This is a genomic window from Desulfomonile tiedjei (genome assembly GCA_016212925.1).
GTDB lineage: Bacteria > Desulfobacterota > Desulfomonilia > Desulfomonilales > Desulfomonilaceae > JACRDF01.
Genome location: JACRDF010000031.1, coordinates 194857 through 211107, shown reverse-complemented (window position 1 = coordinate 211107; position 16251 = coordinate 194857). Strand labels below are relative to the sequence as shown.

19 protein-coding genes are annotated in these 16251 nt (G+C 54.5%); 10 read left to right on the top strand and 9 right to left on the bottom strand.

What is annotated here, in order from left to right:
• The first annotated feature begins 188 nt into the window (after nucleotides 1–188).
• The 5 genes from HY913_13900 (at nucleotide 189) to HY913_13880 (ending at nucleotide 3103) form a co-directional block, all read left to right on the top strand.
• A complete protein-coding gene (locus HY913_13900; protein MBI4964366.1) occupies nucleotides 189–428 on the top strand; it encodes a hypothetical protein in 240 nt (79 codons plus the stop codon).
• 352 nt (nucleotides 429–780) lie between these two features.
• Nucleotides 781–1515, top strand: a complete 735-nt coding sequence (locus HY913_13895) for a hypothetical protein (GenBank protein MBI4964365.1) — start codon at nucleotides 781–783, stop codon at nucleotides 1513–1515.
• Between the two features lie 53 nt (nucleotides 1516–1568).
• Complete coding sequence (locus HY913_13890) at nucleotides 1569–2150, top strand: hypothetical protein (protein MBI4964364.1); 582 nt, start codon at nucleotides 1569–1571, stop codon at nucleotides 2148–2150.
• Nucleotides 2151–2384: 234 nt separating this feature from the next.
• Nucleotides 2385–2663, top strand: a complete 279-nt coding sequence (locus tag HY913_13885) for an AbrB/MazE/SpoVT family DNA-binding domain-containing protein (protein ID MBI4964363.1) — start codon at nucleotides 2385–2387, stop codon at nucleotides 2661–2663.
• A complete protein-coding gene (locus tag HY913_13880) occupies nucleotides 2660–3103 on the top strand; it encodes a PIN domain-containing protein (protein MBI4964362.1) in 444 nt (147 codons plus the stop codon). The genes HY913_13885 and HY913_13880 overlap by 4 nt, the downstream gene beginning before the upstream one ends.
• A 10-nt stretch (nucleotides 3104–3113) precedes the next feature.
• Here HY913_13880 and HY913_13875 read toward each other — a convergent pair whose 3' ends face one another.
• Nucleotides 3114–3752 carry a hypothetical protein gene (locus HY913_13875; GenBank protein MBI4964361.1) on the bottom strand — a complete coding sequence of 213 codons (639 nt, stop codon included), beginning with the start codon at nucleotides 3750–3752 and terminating at the stop codon, nucleotides 3114–3116.
• 588 nt (nucleotides 3753–4340) lie between these two features.
• Here HY913_13875 and HY913_13870 point away from each other — a divergent pair.
• The gene (locus HY913_13870; protein MBI4964360.1) at nucleotides 4341–5615 is read left to right on the top strand and encodes an AMP-binding protein; all 1275 of its coding nucleotides are present in this window, start codon (nucleotides 4341–4343) and stop codon (nucleotides 5613–5615) included.
• 154 nt (nucleotides 5616–5769) lie between these two features.
• Here HY913_13870 and HY913_13865 read toward each other — a convergent pair whose 3' ends face one another.
• From HY913_13865 to HY913_13850, 4 genes are all read right to left on the bottom strand, one after another.
• On the bottom strand, nucleotides 5770–5970 hold the full coding sequence (locus HY913_13865; GenBank protein ID MBI4964359.1) for a zinc ribbon domain-containing protein: 201 nt from the start codon (nucleotides 5968–5970) through the stop codon (nucleotides 5770–5772).
• A gap of 13 nt (nucleotides 5971–5983) precedes the next feature.
• Nucleotides 5984–6172: a hypothetical protein gene (locus tag HY913_13860; GenBank protein ID MBI4964358.1), complete on the bottom strand. Its 189-nt coding sequence runs from the start codon at nucleotides 6170–6172 to the stop codon at nucleotides 5984–5986.
• Nucleotides 6173–6662: 490 nt separating this feature from the next.
• The gene (locus HY913_13855) at nucleotides 6663–7208 is read right to left on the bottom strand and encodes a hypothetical protein (protein ID MBI4964357.1); all 546 of its coding nucleotides are present in this window, start codon (nucleotides 7206–7208) and stop codon (nucleotides 6663–6665) included.
• The gene (locus HY913_13850) at nucleotides 7205–7555 is read right to left on the bottom strand and encodes a hypothetical protein (protein ID MBI4964356.1); all 351 of its coding nucleotides are present in this window, start codon (nucleotides 7553–7555) and stop codon (nucleotides 7205–7207) included. The genes HY913_13855 and HY913_13850 overlap by 4 nt, the downstream gene beginning before the upstream one ends.
• Nucleotides 7556–7796: 241 nt before the next feature.
• Between HY913_13850 and HY913_13845 the strand changes: the two genes are divergently transcribed.
• Complete coding sequence (locus HY913_13845; GenBank protein ID MBI4964355.1) at nucleotides 7797–8633, top strand: hypothetical protein; 837 nt, start codon at nucleotides 7797–7799, stop codon at nucleotides 8631–8633.
• Nucleotides 8634–8787: 154 nt separating this feature from the next.
• Here HY913_13845 and HY913_13840 read toward each other — a convergent pair whose 3' ends face one another.
• The gene (locus HY913_13840; protein MBI4964354.1) at nucleotides 8788–9312 is read right to left on the bottom strand and encodes a hypothetical protein; all 525 of its coding nucleotides are present in this window, start codon (nucleotides 9310–9312) and stop codon (nucleotides 8788–8790) included.
• Between the two features lie 74 nt (nucleotides 9313–9386).
• On the bottom strand, nucleotides 9387–10310 hold the full coding sequence (locus HY913_13835) for a radical SAM protein (GenBank protein ID MBI4964353.1): 924 nt from the start codon (nucleotides 10308–10310) through the stop codon (nucleotides 9387–9389).
• 266 nt (nucleotides 10311–10576) lie between these two features.
• Between HY913_13835 and HY913_13830 the strand changes: the two genes are divergently transcribed.
• On the top strand, nucleotides 10577–12289 hold the full coding sequence (locus HY913_13830) for a proline--tRNA ligase (GenBank protein ID MBI4964352.1): 1713 nt from the start codon (nucleotides 10577–10579) through the stop codon (nucleotides 12287–12289).
• Nucleotides 12290–12540: 251 nt separating this feature from the next.
• On the opposite strand, the gene HY913_13825 is transcribed toward HY913_13830, so the two are convergent.
• Together HY913_13825 and HY913_13820 are read right to left on the bottom strand one after the other, a co-directional pair.
• The gene (locus HY913_13825) at nucleotides 12541–12831 is read right to left on the bottom strand and encodes a hypothetical protein (GenBank protein ID MBI4964351.1); all 291 of its coding nucleotides are present in this window, start codon (nucleotides 12829–12831) and stop codon (nucleotides 12541–12543) included.
• Between the two features lie 213 nt (nucleotides 12832–13044).
• Nucleotides 13045–13353 carry a hypothetical protein gene (locus HY913_13820; protein MBI4964350.1) on the bottom strand — a complete coding sequence of 103 codons (309 nt, stop codon included), beginning with the start codon at nucleotides 13351–13353 and terminating at the stop codon, nucleotides 13045–13047.
• Between the two features lie 384 nt (nucleotides 13354–13737).
• Here HY913_13820 and HY913_13815 point away from each other — a divergent pair, with 384 nt between their 5' ends.
• Entirely contained in the window at nucleotides 13738–14601 is an 864-nt protein-coding gene (locus HY913_13815) for a sulfide/dihydroorotate dehydrogenase-like FAD/NAD-binding protein (GenBank protein MBI4964349.1), read from the top strand.
• Nucleotides 14598–16022 (top strand): NADPH-dependent glutamate synthase, encoded by a 1425-nt coding sequence (gltA, locus tag HY913_13810; protein ID MBI4964348.1) that lies wholly within the window; start codon nucleotides 14598–14600, stop codon nucleotides 16020–16022. Before HY913_13815 ends, gltA begins: the two co-directional genes overlap by 4 nt.
• The last annotated feature ends 229 nt before the right edge of the window (nucleotides 16023–16251 follow it).

Sequence of the window (16251 nt, the reverse complement as noted above, 5' to 3'; positions counted from 1 at the left end):
GGTGCAGCGTCTCCCGGTCCGGCAATTCCCTGCCAATGGGGCATGGCCGGTGAGCCTCTGCAAAGCCGCTTGGGGCAAAAGAACTTGACACGGGGCCGGTGGTCAAATACAAGTCCTATTCTGGAGCTATGTTTCTTGCTCCAAGGGTAAGAACACCAACCATGTTGGCGAATGCAGGAAAGAACCGAATGGATTACGCAAAGTTTATGAGAAAAGAGCCGTCCCCGGGGTTAAGCCCGCAGTCGAATCGCGATGAAGGCCATCCCGTCCTGGACGCGGACATACCGTGGGGGGAAGTCATTCTTGATTCTGAAGGGGAGTCTTTGGAGCATTTCCAGCCCGGCCCGCTTGATTACGCCTTTGTTAGCCAGCCCCCACTCATACCTATCCTTATTGTCGGGATGTTTGTAGTCACTCTCTTGCTCTAGTAAACTGACGAGATCTCCTGACGCGACCTGCTTGAACGGCAGGGCAGAGGCTCTACCCACCGACTGATAGCATGGTTCACCCCCGTGAATTCCCTTGACATACCTTCAGTGTTCTGAGTAAATGAGGCAAGACCGCTAAATCACTTCCGGAGCTGCCTTTTTTGTCCATCGCACCAGCGACCAAGAGCTGGAAGTCGGAGGCTGTCAAAACTGCGTTTGGATATTCCATCCACAAGTTAATAGGACTCAACGCTGCCATAGGACCTGGCAGCCCTAGGGGAGGAGTTGTTGTCGATATGAGGTTAGGGACCTTTTCAGAAACAACCAAGCTTGCGGATGCGAGGACGGATACTTGAGCAAACGATCAATTTCCGTCAAAGACATGATCGAGGACATCAATAAGGGAATTTCTGATGCTGAACTCATGCACAGACATGAACTTACCCATGTTCAACTGCAGAAAGTTCTCGGCCAACTCCTAAAGGCTGGACATGTTGGTCGGGAAGTGCTTGATGGAAGAAGGCAGGAGAAAAATAAGACATCTTCTGTAGAATTTGAAGGGGCTGACGCGCCCGCTACGGCGACCGAATCGCGTTCCTCGGAGTCCCCGCGTCCCACGCCGGTAGAACCGCATTCCTTCGGGCTGTCGGATCATGCAAGCCGTCACCCTGGCAGAGCTAAGTCCTCTTCTCCGTCGCTCCCATACTCACGGGAACAAGCGGCCCGCTTTCGCCGTAATGGTTTGATTCTTATTGTCGCTTCCTACGCGTGCATGGCAATGTTCACCATAGCGGGTACGTTACAGGCGGAGATGGAATACCCTATAGGTAATGTGGTAGGCCTTCCCGGCGCAATAGGATGGATCGTGACCGCGATCGTGGGATGTCTGTGGCGCCTGAGGGGACTGGGCCAAAATGCGGCCTGGGCCATCGTGGCACCCGTGGTTGGCCTCAATCTTATTGTGGTGGAGGCGCTGCCCAACCGATACGAACCGCAGTCTTATCCAAGACTATTGCGGTTGGCGTTCGCGGCCGTGGGGATCGCGGGCTGGGGCATTGCGTTGTCACAAATTATCAGGCTTCTCTGAGGGGACGCAGTGATAGAGACAACTCATTGCTGAAGGACGCCAGAGGCGGATTCATGAACACAGAACCCAGCAAAGGACGGGGGAATGCAATTATTGGTGGTGCGCATTTCTCCATGGGGCGAGCCATCTTTGGTATCGTGCGAGGTTCCGTTGTGTTGTCATTATGCTTTATGTCCGGATTTGTCATGTTGTCTATGGGGGAACCGCTTTTGAGCGTTCTTATGTTTGTTCTAAGTCTGTTAATGCTTCGATCTCTTCTTGATCTCATATTATCTGATCGAATCATTTTTTATGGAAATAGGGTTACAAAAATTTGGCACATCCTCGGGTCTAGGACCATTTATTTTTCGAGAGCAAAAGTTTGGCGACAGCAGTCCACCGTTGCACCGCCTATTTGGCTGATCAGAGAAACCGCACCCAACGACCAGCGTCGGTTTATAAAAAAACAGATCGAGTACGATCCCCGTTTCTTTCCTTCGGAAGCAGCGGAGGAAATTCTCTCTCGTCTTGTTGAACTCGCTGGTGGTGAAGTCGAACGTACCCCGTATTCCCGGAAAGACTGGCTAATAGCGGGAACGGCATGTTTCACGATGTTCTTGTTTTGGCTGTTGACTCTGTACCTTTGTGGCAAATGAAGCCGAATCGGTCGGAAAGTCGGAACAGCGGAGGCCCTGAAACGTAAATCGGTCAGGTCTGCTCTTGGCTCATCTCTTTGAAAGACGATATGGCGCGACATCTTCGTATCAACTGATGGCAGAGCGCACCAATCTCGCCGGGCTACCTGCCGTTTTCACGAGCTTTGAAAATCAGTTTGCCAGCTCGGCAATTTGGGATAGAATTCCATCATTGATTCAACATGAGGCACAAACATGACCGAGCCTATAGAGGTTTCAGTTGACACTCAGGGATGCATCAAGATCCCGGCGGAAGTTCAGGATCGTTTGGGATTGTCGCCCGGAATGACGCTTGTAGTAGAAGAACGTGAAAAGGGTGAAATGTGCCTGCGCGTTCAGAGGGATCTCCCGGAGCTTGTTGACAAACAAGGAGTGTTAGTCGTGCGATCAGAATCGGTCGGTGATCTGGCAGACGCTGTTCGGCATGAGCGTGGTCGGCGCTTATCCGAACTAAGGCAGCGATTAGGTCTATGAAGGTATTACTTGACACGTCGCTGCTTGTAGCCGCTATGGTTGAGGCCCACCCCGTCCATGAGAACGCATTGCCCTGGCTGCAAAGGGTGAAGGATGGCACGGACGAGGGATTCGTCGCAGCTCATTCCATCGCCGAGCTTTACTCGATTCTGACAACGCTACCGGTTCGACCTCGTATCTCTTCTGTCGTTGCTCGGCGCCTTATCGACCAGAACGTTATCACTTCCTGTAATGTGGTGGCCTTATCCGAGGAGGACTATGTCACGGTCCTGATCCATTTATCCGAGTTGGGAATAGTGGGCGGTGGAATTTACGACGCGTTGATAATGTATGCAGGGATAAAGAGCGGTGTTGACCGATTCATAACACTGAATGAGAAGGACTTTCGGAAAGTCTATCCGCAGTTTGCCGATCGGCTCGCCGGGCCTTTGGATGGGTGATCTCAGTTCGCTAATCGCCCCCACCACCATTGCCTCCGCCTCCGCCATTTCCGCCGCCATCAGACCCGGAATCCCCGCCCGCGTCCCCTGCATCAAAGCCGGAATCTCCCCCGACTTCTCCGTCGCCTGATTCCGAGGCACTGGAGGTCCACTCGGACACGCTTTCGGATATCGAGGAACCAGTGTCGGATATCCAATCCAATACATGGCTTATTACGCCCTCGGAATGGGATTCGACTTCAGCGTCTGCGGCGGACTCTGGTTCGGAATCATCGTCCGGCTCATCGTCGATTTCGGAGAGAGACGAGCTGCGGAGCCACGGCTTGTCATCATCGCGTAACGCCTCCCTCCGCTGCCGCATCTTTTTGAACTTGGCCACAACAATCCCGCAGACAGGGCATTCGCTAAATTCCTCAGATTGGGAGGCCCCGCACGCGGGACAGGTCCACAACGAGCCGGTGCCTGTTTCCGGCAAGCGCGTCAAAGCATCCACTCGGGATGGGCTGATAAGGCCGGCATCGCTCAGCTCGGTGCAGAAGTGCTGAAGGGTCTCGGCAGAAATCCGGTATTTCTCCATCAGACCGTAATGATCCATCCCCGCTTCGATATCGGCCGCAAGAGACTTTGCGCTTATCCTTCGTTCCGTCATGTAGTTCCTCCCGGCTCGGCGGTCTCGCACCTCGTGACCTCAATATCAGATTGTGGCACAAAAGCGGTCAAAATCGTTGAACCGAAGGTCGGTATTGTAAGCATTCACTTATGTGGTGGAGTTCTTTCCGTCATTCCGGCGGAAGCCGGAATCCAGAATTATTGGAAGCTGCTGGACCCCGGCCTTCGCCGGGGTGACGATTTCGGCTGCCGGGGCTCTCTTCAGGTCAACAACATGGACTCTCCGGCTATACTCTCCCCGCGTAACTGGATGGTTACTCGTTCTTGATCGTTGTCCTTGATTTCTGCGTGGCCTGGTGTTACAAAACATCCGTATCCAACCTTTCCGGTTTAACCACTCAAGGTTCTTTTTGGGCAGTCTTATAGGGAATTGTCGCCGCCAAAAACGGTGGTGTGCGTCCGCGGGATCAAACGAGGAAATTGCAGGGAGAACGCTTTTTGCGTAGAAAAGTTCTCTCGTAAGTTACTTCCTTAGCAAGCACGTCAATGTGATTCGACGGGCATGAACACGACGCGGTCGACCACACCATGACTACCCCACTGTATCCGCTCTTTTTGGGAGGAAGGTATGCATCACGTTGATCGAAACTCCGGGATCCTGAACGAGGAAGAGAAATTCTCACCTGACAAGCGCCGCGAATACCAAGAGAAGTTCCTCCAAGATGTGGTCTCACACGCGTATGCGGCAGGAACGCCGCTGAAGGCTGCCATGGACGCGAGAGGACTGAAGCCGGCAGACGTGCGCGAGATGGAGGACCTCCAAAAACTCCCCATCATAAAGAAAAAAGACCTGTCCGAAGCCCAAAAGATCAATCCTCCATTTGGGGGGTTCTTGACCGTTCCGGTGTCGGATTTGGTTCGAGTGCACCAGTCTCCCGGACCCATTTACGACCCGGTCGGTAGAGTGCGCGATTACTGGCGCTGGAAGACTGCACTGCACTCTGTGGGATTCAGACCCGGAGACCTGGTGGTAAATACTTTCGCATACCATCTGACCCCAGCGGGACACATGTTCGAAGAGGGAGTGTCCGAACTCGGGGCTACAATCATTCCCACCGGAGTAGGCAATACCGAAACGCAGGCCGAAATCATGAGAAATCTTGGCGTTACCGGTTACATCGGCACTCCGAGCTTCCTCATGGCCGTACTCAAGAAGGCCGAGGACATGGGAATGCGAGTGGCCGAGGAATTCAAGTTGGAGATGGGATTTCTGCTGGCCGAAATGGTGCCGGAATCGATGCGCAAGAGGTTCATGGACGATTACCACATCATAGGCAGACAGGCCTACGGGACTGCGGACGTGGGGTGCGTTTCCTACGAGTGCCCCCAGGTCAACGGGATGCATGTCCACTATGATGTCATAGTGGAAATAGTGGACCCCAATACGGGCAAGGTCCTTCCGAACGGCGAGCCCGGGGAAGTCGTAGTCACCACAAGCAACAAGATCTACCCTCTGGTGAGGTTCGGGACCGGCGATCTTTCCAGCCTGGTCGATGACGACTGCCCCTGTGGGCGCCGATCGCCTCGGTTGACTCGTATAATGGGCCGCGCGGATCAGGTGACCAAGGTAAAGGGAATGTTCGTTCATCCTTCCCAGGTTCAGAAGGTCGTTGAAACCCATCCGGAGATTGCAAAAGGCAGGCTGCTGGTGGAGAGACCCCAGGATCAGGACGTCATGACCCTCGAAATCGAACTCAAAGCCACCGCGTCCGAAGGGCTAATCCAGTCCATAGAACAAACGGTCCGGGAGGTGATCAAGCTCAAGGGGAAGGTCAAAATCCTGCAACCCGGCACGCTTGCCGAGGGCTACAAAACCATAGAAGATGTACGCAAATGGGACTAGGGCTTGTCGCCCTTATTGAAGGAACACGGCGGACAGTGACCTGAATCGTGGGAACCCTTGGCCTAGGGTTCCCACCCGTCGCTTAAACGAGGTCAGATTTTTTTAGATCCACATCAGTTATGCGATCACCCACTCACGGGGGTGTCAGTCAACCTCAGGAGTGCCCCGACGCCGGCCTAGGGCCGCAAGAAGCTCCCGAGCACCTTTCCGATCCTGAACTCGAAAAGACCGACAGAATCTTGTGGGTCTTCTCCGAACCGCACTTCGGACACTTCACGGCTTGATCCTCAGAAGCGAAGACCAACTTTTCGAAGTCATTGCCGCAGTGATCGCACTTGAATTCAAAAATCGGCATGGCGTTCGCCTCCTCAGGAGCAGCCGCACCCGCCGGCTACCTTTGATTCAAGCTCGGCCATTGGACCGAAGATCCCCGATTTTATGTTCAGGCCCCCGGATTCCTTTATCAGTCGGAGCGCGAAGGGATCGACAATCACGCTCAGGTCATCCACCTGATAGTTTTCGTCGCCGTCTCGAGGCTCGTCCAGAGCCAACCCCATGCTGGGGCCGCCTCAACCATAGCCGCCGAAGAACACTCTCAACGCCTGCTTGTCATTCATCTTGTCCTTGAAGTAGCTGCGAGATTCCTCATCAATAGTAAACATGTTTCACCCCTCGGTACGAAATACTACAACTTCGCAGTCGGCACCTACTATATATTCATATAATCCTATATCGTCAAGTACTCTCACGTCTTCTCAACGCAGACCACCTCTGTCGTAAATCAAAAGACCTCTAATATCAACATAATCACCGCGCAGGACAAAACAAGGAACCGGGGGGGCACGCGCCCGAAGTTGCGGGGGGTTGTGGCAGACCGTCCGGACCGAACGGTTTCTTGGCACCGGGGGTCAGTCAGGTGCAGGACGCAAGCATGAAGATCAAAGCAAGCAACAGCAATAAGGTTTTAATCCATCTCATAAGTAGAGTAATCCTCCAAGAAGTCATTTGATGCTTGGGGCGCTCTTGCCCCGTAAAATAAGACCGCGGTCAAAGCCATCTTTCAAGAAAACCACGAATTCGTTTCAGCTCGTCTGTAATCTCCGGAGCGCGACCGCGCTCGCTGCAATTCCGGCACGGCTCCCGGGAATCAACCTTTGAAGAGCGGCCGGGAACTGCACCTAGGTAAGGAACCGGGGCTCCTCCTGATTTTGCCATTTTGCGAACCAGACCGTCCAGCTTTGCAGATATCTCGCTCTCGCCCATGAGAACCGATTCGCCAACCATTACCAGGGGTACGGCAAACTTGTCCTTGGAATGAATGGCCTGGAGCCTTTGCATAAGCTCTTGATTAGGCTTTTGGTCGATGTTGAACATCTTTGCTTGGACAGGATACTTCACCTTCAACGTTTCAATCAATTTCTTGACAGTTTCACACTTCTCGCAGTCTGCGGAAAAAAAATAAACGAGCCAAACAGTGCCCGCCTTTTCCTTGGACCGCGCTCGGTTTTCGGCCATTGCCTCGGTGGCAAGAGTCTGACCAAAGGCTATAACCACCATGCACAAGAAAAGAAAGAACGACCTGGACGAACTCATTTCTTCAAGAGACCGATCTTCCGAGGAATAGGATAGTGAACGTACACGTCACGATGGCGCCGGAACCCGCAGGCCTCTCTCTGGATCAGGAGCCATCTCAAAGCATCTTCCGCCTTGTCCACCAAGGCGTTGTACTCTCTAATGGAGTCGTTGACAACGGCAAGGTCCGGTTTTTCACAATCGTCCCTCTCCCCGCGATAGCATGCCACCATCCGACGCGCGTTCTCGCTCGCGGCCGTGGCCTTTTCCAGCAATTCTTCTACCCGCAGACCGCTGCTCCCGAGGGACTCAGCCATCTCTTTAACAATGTCTATTTCCTGTTCACCGGATTCCCGGAACATTCCCATAGCATTCCTCCACATTAAACTGATAACATAGAGTATGGATGAAGGCAAGGGCCTGCTGGGCCAGCCAAAATGTGATGAAAGTGCTGTAGTATCAAAGGTTATGTTATTTACTTTGTAATTTACTTGACTTTTTCAATCTAACCTACTATGTTCGGGACACTTTACGCTACAGGGGTCTCGGAACACCGAGAAATAGTCCCGAAAACAGCGAATCCCGTAACCCCCAGTGAGGAGGTCCCCCATGCAAGGGAGCTATTCCGTTTCAGCCTGGGCCGTGCTGCTGACAGTGACCATCATCGCCGGATGCTTGGTGGCCGTGCCCGCTGAGGCTTACCGAGTCTGTACGTTCAAAGGCACGGTCGTAGATAATGGCTGGCGTACCATGGCGGTCAAATCCGGCGGTCAATGCGCCGAAGTAAACGTAGGCTGGAGGACCAAGTACATTCCCAACCGCCGACCCTGCTTGGGCGAGCGCGTGGCAGTGGATTTCATCCTTGAAGACGGTTACATGAAGGCGACCAAGGTCGTCAGCCTTTCCCCGTTGCCGCGAGAGGCCGAGTGCTATCCGCCAGCGCCCCCGAGCACATCCGTATGTCGCAGTGTGGGGGAAGAGACCACCGCGGTGGACACCTGCCCTTCACCCAGGGCCGTCTGCTCGACGCGGCCGCCTGCTCATGTGAGCGACAAAAACTGGTCTCCCAGCAAGAAGGCTATTACTCCCAAGACAGAGCCTCTGCCGTCCGCGAAGAAGCCGACGGGCGAGCGCAAGGAAAAGGAGATGGCCAAGGCGCCGGTGACGAAGACCGCGCCCGAGGGCAAGGAAGAGGCTAAAGAGACCATCCCCACCGAGGAAAAGAAATACAAGAGCGTAAGCGGCGAGGTTGTGGCTTCTACGCCCAAAAGCCTTTCCGTTCGCGTAACGCAAGAAGGCGAAGCCGCGGAGGTCCTGAACGTGAAGGTGGGGTTAAAGACAAAATTCATACCCTTCAGGCGACCCGCGGTAGGTGAGAAGGTGAAGGTGGAGTACCGCCAAGAGAACGGCGACAAGTTCGGGTACACGGTCCAGGTGGTTCAGTAGCCCGTCTTTCCCTGCTGGATTCGCTGATTCGGAATGTGCTGTCAGGACGGGGGAAATCCTCTCTCAGGATTTCCCCCGATTGCATACTCGACGCGCTCGCTCACCGTTCACTCACCGAGGTTCCCCGCGACGTTCCCCTCGTCTGCTCCTCTGCTCACTCAGCCGGTGGCATTCCAAGGTCCCGGCGGATTTTAGCTAAGAAGTCACGATAAAGAGCTTCCAATTCCGGGGCCTCAGGAGAGGCTGCTCCTTCGTAACCTACCAGGAAATAGTAAACGGCTCGGTCGAAAAACAACGCGGTCCTATTGTTGAGAGCGATTATGGAACGAACGTCAAACGGCTGTCCTGCGAAATTGTTGTCCTGAAAAAACAGCCAGATGTGACGTTTCAGCAGAATAAACGCGTGGACCACCTCGGACTGGCTCACGCGATCCGCGCTGCAACGTGTCCCGAGCTGAGAGTATTTCTCCGCAAGGGTTTCCACAGAGGTCTTCTTATCAATATTTTTGGTAAATCCTGCCAGGATGCTGTCGGCAAGGTCGGAAAGCATCTCGTGGCCGAACCCGTGTTGGGAGAGGATTTCCCGTTTGACCGCGTCTTCCAGAAAGGCTTCTTTGATCTGCTCGCGAAACCTTTCGATGAACTTCGCAAATCCCAGTTCAAAAGTGGCTGCGCCCATGGATGCCTCCTAGGAGCCGGTAACCTTGCGCCCTCGCGTTCCGGTCAGAGCAACCTGCCCCCCATCAATATTTATCACCAGTTGAACGGCTTATCCAGTCGGAAGTCGGGAATGCTCCGGTCGTGAGAGTCCAAGTCTTGCACGAACACGTTCTTAAGGCCCAGTTCCCATGCCAAATCAACGGCGTTTTCGTATTCGTCAGCCGAGAGTCTCCGGTCGAGCGGCAAGAAATCGCGACTCTGGTGCAAGGGCGAGTATTGGGCCATGAGTGAGAGGGTAATGGTTCGTGGAAGGCTGTTCCGAATCCAGAGCAGGGTTTCAGCAGTTCCCGAAATATCTTCCGGGAGAACGAGGTGCCTCAAAATCAGCCCCCGAATGCCGCGGCCCCGGGCATCAATCACAAGATCTCCCACCTGGTCGTGCATTTTCACGATTGCTTTCCGCGCGGTTTCAACGTAGTCGCCGGCGTCGGAATATTCGAGCGCTCCCTCCTCACGTGAGTATTTGAGGTCCGGCACATAGATATCGACAATTCCATTGAGCAGGTCGAGGACTTCCAAAGATTCGTAGCCGTTGGTGTTATAGACAATCGGTAGAGCCATTCCGCAGTCCGCTGCTATAGCGAGCGCTTCGAGCAAACCGGGCAGGTGGTGCGACGGCGAAACAGGTTCTATGTTGGCACACCCTGCGTCGCGGAGTTCCAGGATCATTCGAGACAAATGGAGGGGACTCACGATGGAGCCGAGGCCCTCCTGGCTTATCTGGTGGTTTTGACAATACACGCAGGAGAGGTTGCAATGCGAAAAGAAGATTGTGCCTGCGCCGCCATCGCAGGAAAGAGGTGGTTCCTCTCCGAAATGCGGCAGATGCGCCGCGACCGCCGGTTGCGGACCGGCTCCGCAATATCCTGTTTCTCCGGCCGTCCTGTCCACTCCACAGGTCCGGGGACACAAGCGGCACGATTTGGAAAGTTTTAGGGCCTCGTGAGCCCTTTTCATGATTTCATTGGATGCGAGCAACAAATCGTGCCTCTCCCTGCGGCATTTGCATGAGGCTGTTTTCAAACGTAGGGTCCGCGGGGCTTGACCTATGTTCTGTTCCGCTTCTTTCCTATACCCAGTTTACACCTAAAGAACGGCGAGCGCACGTCGCGTCGAACGCGAACATCCTTGATCGCATGAATCCTATCGGTTAAATTGGTCGCTGCTGTAATCGTGGAAGGAACGCTCAAGGCACAATTTAGTGAAAGGGAAGGGAATCGCGCATGAGAATGTCTAGGCTGCTAATTCCGACGCTTAAGGAAGACCCGGCTGACGCGGAAGTAGTCAGCCACAGGCTGATGCTAAGAGCCGGAATGATAAGAAAACTTACCGCAGGGATTTATTCTTATCTACCGCTTGGATGCCGCTCTTTGCGCAAAATGGAACAAATCGTCCGGGAAGAAATGGATGCAGCGGGTGCGCAGGAGGTCTTTCTGCCTATGGTTCAACCCTCCGAGCTGTGGAAAGAATCCGGCCGTTGGGACCTTTATGGTAGCGAATTGCTCCGCTTCAAAGACCGGCATGACCGAGAATGTTGTCTGGGACCCACGCACGAAGAAGTTATCACCGACCTTGTACGCCGCGATGTCCGCTCATACCGCGACCTGCCTCTGAACTTGTATCAAATACAGACCAAGTTCCGTGACGAGATACGCCCCCGCTTCGGCCTGATGAGGGGCAGGGAATTCACCATGAAGGACGGTTATTCCTTTGACGCCACCGAAGAAGCGGCTGAAGAGGCCTACCGCATAATGTGGGACGCCTATTCAAAGGTCTTTGCTCGCTGCGGCCTCAAATTCAGGGCCGTGGAAGCGGATTCCGGACCGATCGGAGGCAGCTTTTCCCACGAATTCATGGTCCTGGCGAATACGGGCGAGGACACCATAGCGTCGTGCGATTCCTGCGACTACGCGGCGAACATGGAGAAAGCTGAGACAAGGCCGGCCGAACCTGCGAAGCCGGGAGTCGAGACGGCCCCGGAAAAGGTTTCGACGCCGGGAATGAGCACTATTGAACAGGTTTCCCAGTTCTTGAATGTCAGCCCGCAGCAACTCGTCAAAACGCTGATCCTCAGCACGGACCAGGGGACGATCGCGGTCCTGATTCGGGGAGACCACGATCTGAACATCGTGAAGGCCAAGAACTTTCTCAAGGCCGCGGAAGTGGAACTTGCCGACGAACGCGTCATCGAAGAGGTGACAGGTGGCCCCCTGGGATTTTCCGGTCCGGTGGGATTGGATCGGGTCACTATTCTAGCCGACCATGCGATTCGGGGGATCTCGTCCGCTGTAGTGGGTGCAAACGAAAAGGACACCCATCTGGTCGGCGTGAATCCGCAAACCGCGTTCAAAGTGGACCACTATGGCGATTTCCGAGCCGTGGTTGAAGGGGACAAGTGTCCTCGGTGTGACGGGATACTCGGTCTCAGCAAAGGAATAGAAGTCGGCCACGTGTTTAAGCTGGGAGTAAAATATTCAGAGGCCATGAATGCCAGATTTCTGGATGCGGACGGCCAGGAACGGCCCATGATAATGGGATGCTACGGGATAGGGGTCAGCAGGACGGTCGCAGCTGCCATAGAGCAAAACCACGACGAAGACGGGATCATCTTTCCACCGCCTCTAGCGCCTTTCACAGCCATCGTGACCCCCGTGGGCGCCAAGAATGATGAGATAGACCAGGCTGCGGAGCAGGTCTATAGCGCTCTGTGGGCCGCGGGAATCGACACCCTGCTGGACGACAGGGACGAGCGACCCGGGGTGAAATTCAAAGACGCGGACCTCATCGGGATTCCTTTTCGAGTAACCATAGGGAAGAAAGCTCTTGCCCAGGGAATGGTGGAACTTAGGAGCAGAAAAACCAAAAACGTGGAACTGGTTGAGATCTCCGGGATAGTCGATGCACTCAAAAAGGCGCTGGAAGACTGGGCGGCCTAGTTCAGGGCCTCGGCAAAAAGCTATAAACCAAGCGATGAGTCACGCCAGGGCGGGCTATGGCCGCCGTCTTGCGAATCCCACCTGCCGGCACCGCCCGCCCTACAAGTGCCAACCCGTGATGGAGACCCCATCGCAAGTAGATACTTGAGAATGCCGGCAGAGTGGACCACCCGTAATTCAAACACCTCCACCCGTGTTTCCCGTATCTTGCAACAGAGAACATTCACACTCAGCAATTAAGGCGGGAGCGATCAGGCCACCCCAGGCTTTTCAGCCATGCCGCAAGCCGAGGCACACTGATTTTCCCAGTCCGCGGCCCAGTGGAACCCATTCATGCAATCCCAATAACATTGGCCGGCTTTCAGCCCGCCTTGCTCGGTGGACAATTCACCGGGAAGGGCCTCAGATCCGTGCCTCGAGATTTCGGGACTGCTCTTGTGGGTCAACGACCAGGCGGTAGCTGCAATTATGCTAACCACGAACGCTGCGCCCACAATGGCCATCACTAATATTGTCCCGCCTATGATTACATTCGCATCCATGTGATCTTCCTCGACTTCCCCAATCCAGGATGAGGGACGCCCGTTATCTTTCATGTATTACGATGCCAATCGGCAGGAAAGGATTCGAGCCCACAGTGGTTGCAGGAAACAGAGAGGAAATTGGGGGAATAATCTGCGCAGCGATCTTGCGAACTCCCCGGGACCATGTTTTGGGTGATTGTCGCCAAACCCGCGATGAAACGATTACTCTTGTTACTGACCGTAGTAATATTGTTGTTGGTAAGGGTTCCCGGAGAAGCCGCCCTGTTGGGTCCCAGGATATTGGCCCTGGTAATACCCTCCGTATCCACCGTACGGGCCGTACCCGTACCCCGGATAGGCTCCGTACGGGCCATAACCATAAGCAGCATAGGGATAACTGGGAGGAGCCGCCGTGGGCGACCACTGACTCGGATAGTGGTTCATGGGAGCGGACCATTTGACAGGATCGGCACAAGCCACTCCGAACATCACTTGTATCAAAATCATCAGCCCGATCACGAGCATCAGGGGTATTCTCATGGACGGTCTCCTGGGATGGGTAAGCACTCGTTGTGTAAGGATACCTTGTATTCACTCCCGGTTCAATGCCAAATGCCTGTGGCGCGTAACCATTCACTTACGCGCGGGAAAGATTGTCATTGCGAGCGTAGCGAAGCAATCTCAGGGTTTGAAGGCAGAGATTGCTTTCCCGCGGAACGCGGGATTTCACTCCTCGCAATGGTACGGATTCAACAGTTCACCCGTGTAACTGAGGGAGTATCCGTCCGGGAAAATTTTGTTGAACGCCAGTCCTGCGGTGTGGTAATCTTACTCTTTTGGCGGCTTCCTAAACAGTCTCAGACCCAACCGACTGAAGCTCCCATAGAAAAAATAGTGTGGTCAACATCCGAGGAGGTTCGGTAAATGTTCGAGATTCTTGCAAAAGAGCGGATCGGCCCAGGAGTCAATCGGGCCGTCATTTCTGCTCCGGACATCGCCCGTGCTCACAAGCCGGGCCAGTTCATCATCTTGAGGACCCAGGAGAATGGAGAAAGAATTCCTCTGACCGTAGCGGATAAGGACGCGGAAAAAGGCACCATAACGCTCGTGTGGCAGGAAGTGGGCGTCACGACCTACTATATGGGAACCATGTGTCCCGGAGACAAACTGCAAGACCTGTGCGGACCGCTGGGCAAGCCTACTCACATTGAGAAGTTCGGAACAGTGGTAGGTGTCGGCGGCGGAATCGGGGTAGCGCCTCTGTATCCGATCACCAAGGGCATGCACGACGCGGGCAACCATGTCATCACCATCCTCGGCGCGCGAACAGAGGGACTTCTCATCATGACGGACGACATGAAAAAGGTCAGTGACGAGACCCTCATCGCCACCGACGATGGGTCCTTTGGCATTCACGGTTTTGTAACCCAGGTATTACAGGGCCTTATCGACAAGGGGACAAAGATCGACCTTTGCGCGGCCATCGGACCGGTCCCCATGATGAGGGCCGTGGTGAAGGTCACCAAGGCGGCCAATATCCCCACTGTCGTGAGTCTTAACCCGATCATGGTCGATGGGACCGGGATGTGCGGAGCTTGCCGAGTGGAGGTTGGCGGCAAGACTATGTTTGGATGCGTTGACGGACCCGAGTTTGACGGCTTTGAAGTGGATTTCGATCTGCTCATGAAGAGATTGGCCATGTACAAAGGCCCGGAGCTGATCGCATTAAACAAATTCCGTGAGACACCTCGAGGGTGTGAATGCGAGATTCCGGGAGGCACATCATGACCGAACAAGAACAACCAAAACCAGCCAAGCCGAAGATTCCTCGGCAGAAGATGCGTGAGCAGGACCCTCTGGAGAGGGCTCACAACTTCTATGAAGTGGCTTTGGGATACGACAACGATCTGGCCCTGCTCGAATCCAGCCGTTGCCTAAAGTGCAAGAAGCCCTATTGCATGGCCGGGTGCCCGGTTGAAGTGGACATACCTGATTTTATCTCCATGGTAAAGGCCGGTGATGTGCTAGGCGCGTCGTGGAAACTCAAAGAGAAGAACAGCCTCCCGCGTATCGCCGGCAGAGTATGCCCCCAGGAAAGCCAGTGTGAGTCCAAGTGTGTGCTCAACAAGAAGGGAAAAGGCGAACCATGCGCGATCGGCCGCCTCGAGAGATACGTGGCGGACTGGGCCGCGGAGCATGCTGAAGGGAAGATGCCCGAGCTTCCCAAACCGACAGGGCTAAAGGTAGGCGTAGTGGGCTCCGGTCCGGCCGGTTTGACACTTGCCGGGGCATTGATCAAGAAAGGTGTTGCCGTAACCGTGTTTGAGGCCCTCCATGAGTTGGGAGGAGTCCTGGTGTACGGGATACCTGAGTTCCGTCTGCCCAAAGCGATCGTTCGATCCGAAATCGACGAACTCAGACAGCTGGGGGTCGAGTTCAAGACCAACTGGGTCGTGGGCCGCATCGAGACGGTTGACGATCTTCTGGAAAAGCGCAAGTTCGATGCCGTGTTTATCGGCACCGGCGCGGGAGCGCCTCTGTTCCTGAGAATACCGGGAGAAAACCTGAACGGAGTGTACTCGGCCAACGAGTATCTCACCCGTTCCAACCTCATGAAAGCGTACATGTTTCCCGAATGGGATACGCCGGTGGCGAAAGGCCGAAGGGTGGTCGTGTTCGGTGGCGGAAACGTGGCTATGGACTCGGCAAGAACGGCTCTGAGGCTCGGTGCTGAAGAGGTCACCATCGTCTATCGCCGCACTATGGACGAACTGCCCGCGAGGTCGGAAGAGGTTCATCACGCGATCGAGGAAGGGGTAAAGTTCCAGCTTCTGACCGCGCCGCAGGAGATTCTCGGGAAGGAAACCGGCTGGGCTGTCGGCGTGAAATGCCAGAAAATGGAGCTTGGTGAGCCGGATGATTCGGGTAGACGTAGGCCTGTACCGGTAGCGGGGGCTTACTTCGACATAGAATGCGACACGGTCATCGTTGCGATCGGGAACGCGGCGAACCCTCTTGTCCCCTCTACTACAAAGAATCTTGAAACCAACAAGTGGGGAAACATTGTGGCCGATCTTGAGACGGGAAAGACCTCGAAAGATCGCGTTTGGGCCGGAGGAGACATAGTCACCGGTGCTGCCACGGTAATTCTCGCTATGGGGGCTGGTCGCAAATCAGCCCTATCCATGCTGCAAACCTTCGGGATTTAACACCCTATGTGCGCAGGCGACAGCCCGGGAGTCCTACGTGGAACCCGGGCTGTTTTTGGTTTCTCATCGCTGCGTTCGTTTACGGCAAGTGTCGAAAATAATGTCCGCTAACCTTTGAGGATGTTTCTTGCGATAATATGATGAAATCAGGTGATTTGCTTGTCGCCCGGCATGTCAGGAATGGATTAGAAGGCGATGCGGGGATTTCTTCCCTCGGAATCATGCGCTT

Excerpts from the sequence above, each read along its gene's own strand:
- HY913_13875 (MBI4964361.1), bottom strand. The coding sequence starts at position 3,752 with ATGACGGAACGAAGGATAAGCGCAAAGTCTCTTGCGGCCGATATCGAA.
- gltA (MBI4964348.1), top strand. The coding sequence starts at position 14,598 with ATGACCGAACAAGAACAACCAAAACCAGCCAAGCCGAAGATTCCTCGG.
- HY913_13870 (MBI4964360.1), top strand. The coding sequence starts at position 4,341 with ATGCATCACGTTGATCGAAACTCCGGGATCCTGAACGAGGAAGAGAAA.
- HY913_13835 (MBI4964353.1), bottom strand. The coding sequence starts at position 10,310 with ATGAAAAGGGCTCACGAGGCCCTAAAACTTTCCAAATCGTGCCGCTTG.
- HY913_13890 (MBI4964364.1), top strand. The coding sequence starts at position 1,569 with ATGAACACAGAACCCAGCAAAGGACGGGGGAATGCAATTATTGGTGGT.
- HY913_13820 (MBI4964350.1), bottom strand. The coding sequence starts at position 13,353 with ATGAGAATACCCCTGATGCTCGTGATCGGGCTGATGATTTTGATACAA.
- HY913_13830 (MBI4964352.1), top strand. The coding sequence starts at position 10,577 with ATGAGAATGTCTAGGCTGCTAATTCCGACGCTTAAGGAAGACCCGGCT.
- HY913_13840 (MBI4964354.1), bottom strand. The coding sequence starts at position 9,312 with ATGGGCGCAGCCACTTTTGAACTGGGATTTGCGAAGTTCATCGAAAGG.
- HY913_13900 (MBI4964366.1), top strand. The coding sequence starts at position 189 with ATGGATTACGCAAAGTTTATGAGAAAAGAGCCGTCCCCGGGGTTAAGC.
- HY913_13850 (MBI4964356.1), bottom strand. The coding sequence starts at position 7,555 with ATGGGAATGTTCCGGGAATCCGGTGAACAGGAAATAGACATTGTTAAA.
- HY913_13825 (MBI4964351.1), bottom strand. The coding sequence starts at position 12,831 with ATGGATGCGAATGTAATCATAGGCGGGACAATATTAGTGATGGCCATT.
- HY913_13855 (MBI4964357.1), bottom strand. The coding sequence starts at position 7,208 with ATGAGTTCGTCCAGGTCGTTCTTTCTTTTCTTGTGCATGGTGGTTATA.
- HY913_13880 (MBI4964362.1), top strand. The coding sequence starts at position 2,660 with ATGAAGGTATTACTTGACACGTCGCTGCTTGTAGCCGCTATGGTTGAG.
- HY913_13845 (MBI4964355.1), top strand. The coding sequence starts at position 7,797 with ATGCAAGGGAGCTATTCCGTTTCAGCCTGGGCCGTGCTGCTGACAGTG.
- HY913_13865 (MBI4964359.1), bottom strand. The coding sequence starts at position 5,970 with ATGCCGATTTTTGAATTCAAGTGCGATCACTGCGGCAATGACTTCGAA.
- HY913_13885 (MBI4964363.1), top strand. The coding sequence starts at position 2,385 with ATGACCGAGCCTATAGAGGTTTCAGTTGACACTCAGGGATGCATCAAG.
- HY913_13815 (MBI4964349.1), top strand. The coding sequence starts at position 13,738 with ATGTTCGAGATTCTTGCAAAAGAGCGGATCGGCCCAGGAGTCAATCGG.
- HY913_13860 (MBI4964358.1), bottom strand. The coding sequence starts at position 6,172 with ATGGGGTTGGCTCTGGACGAGCCTCGAGACGGCGACGAAAACTATCAG.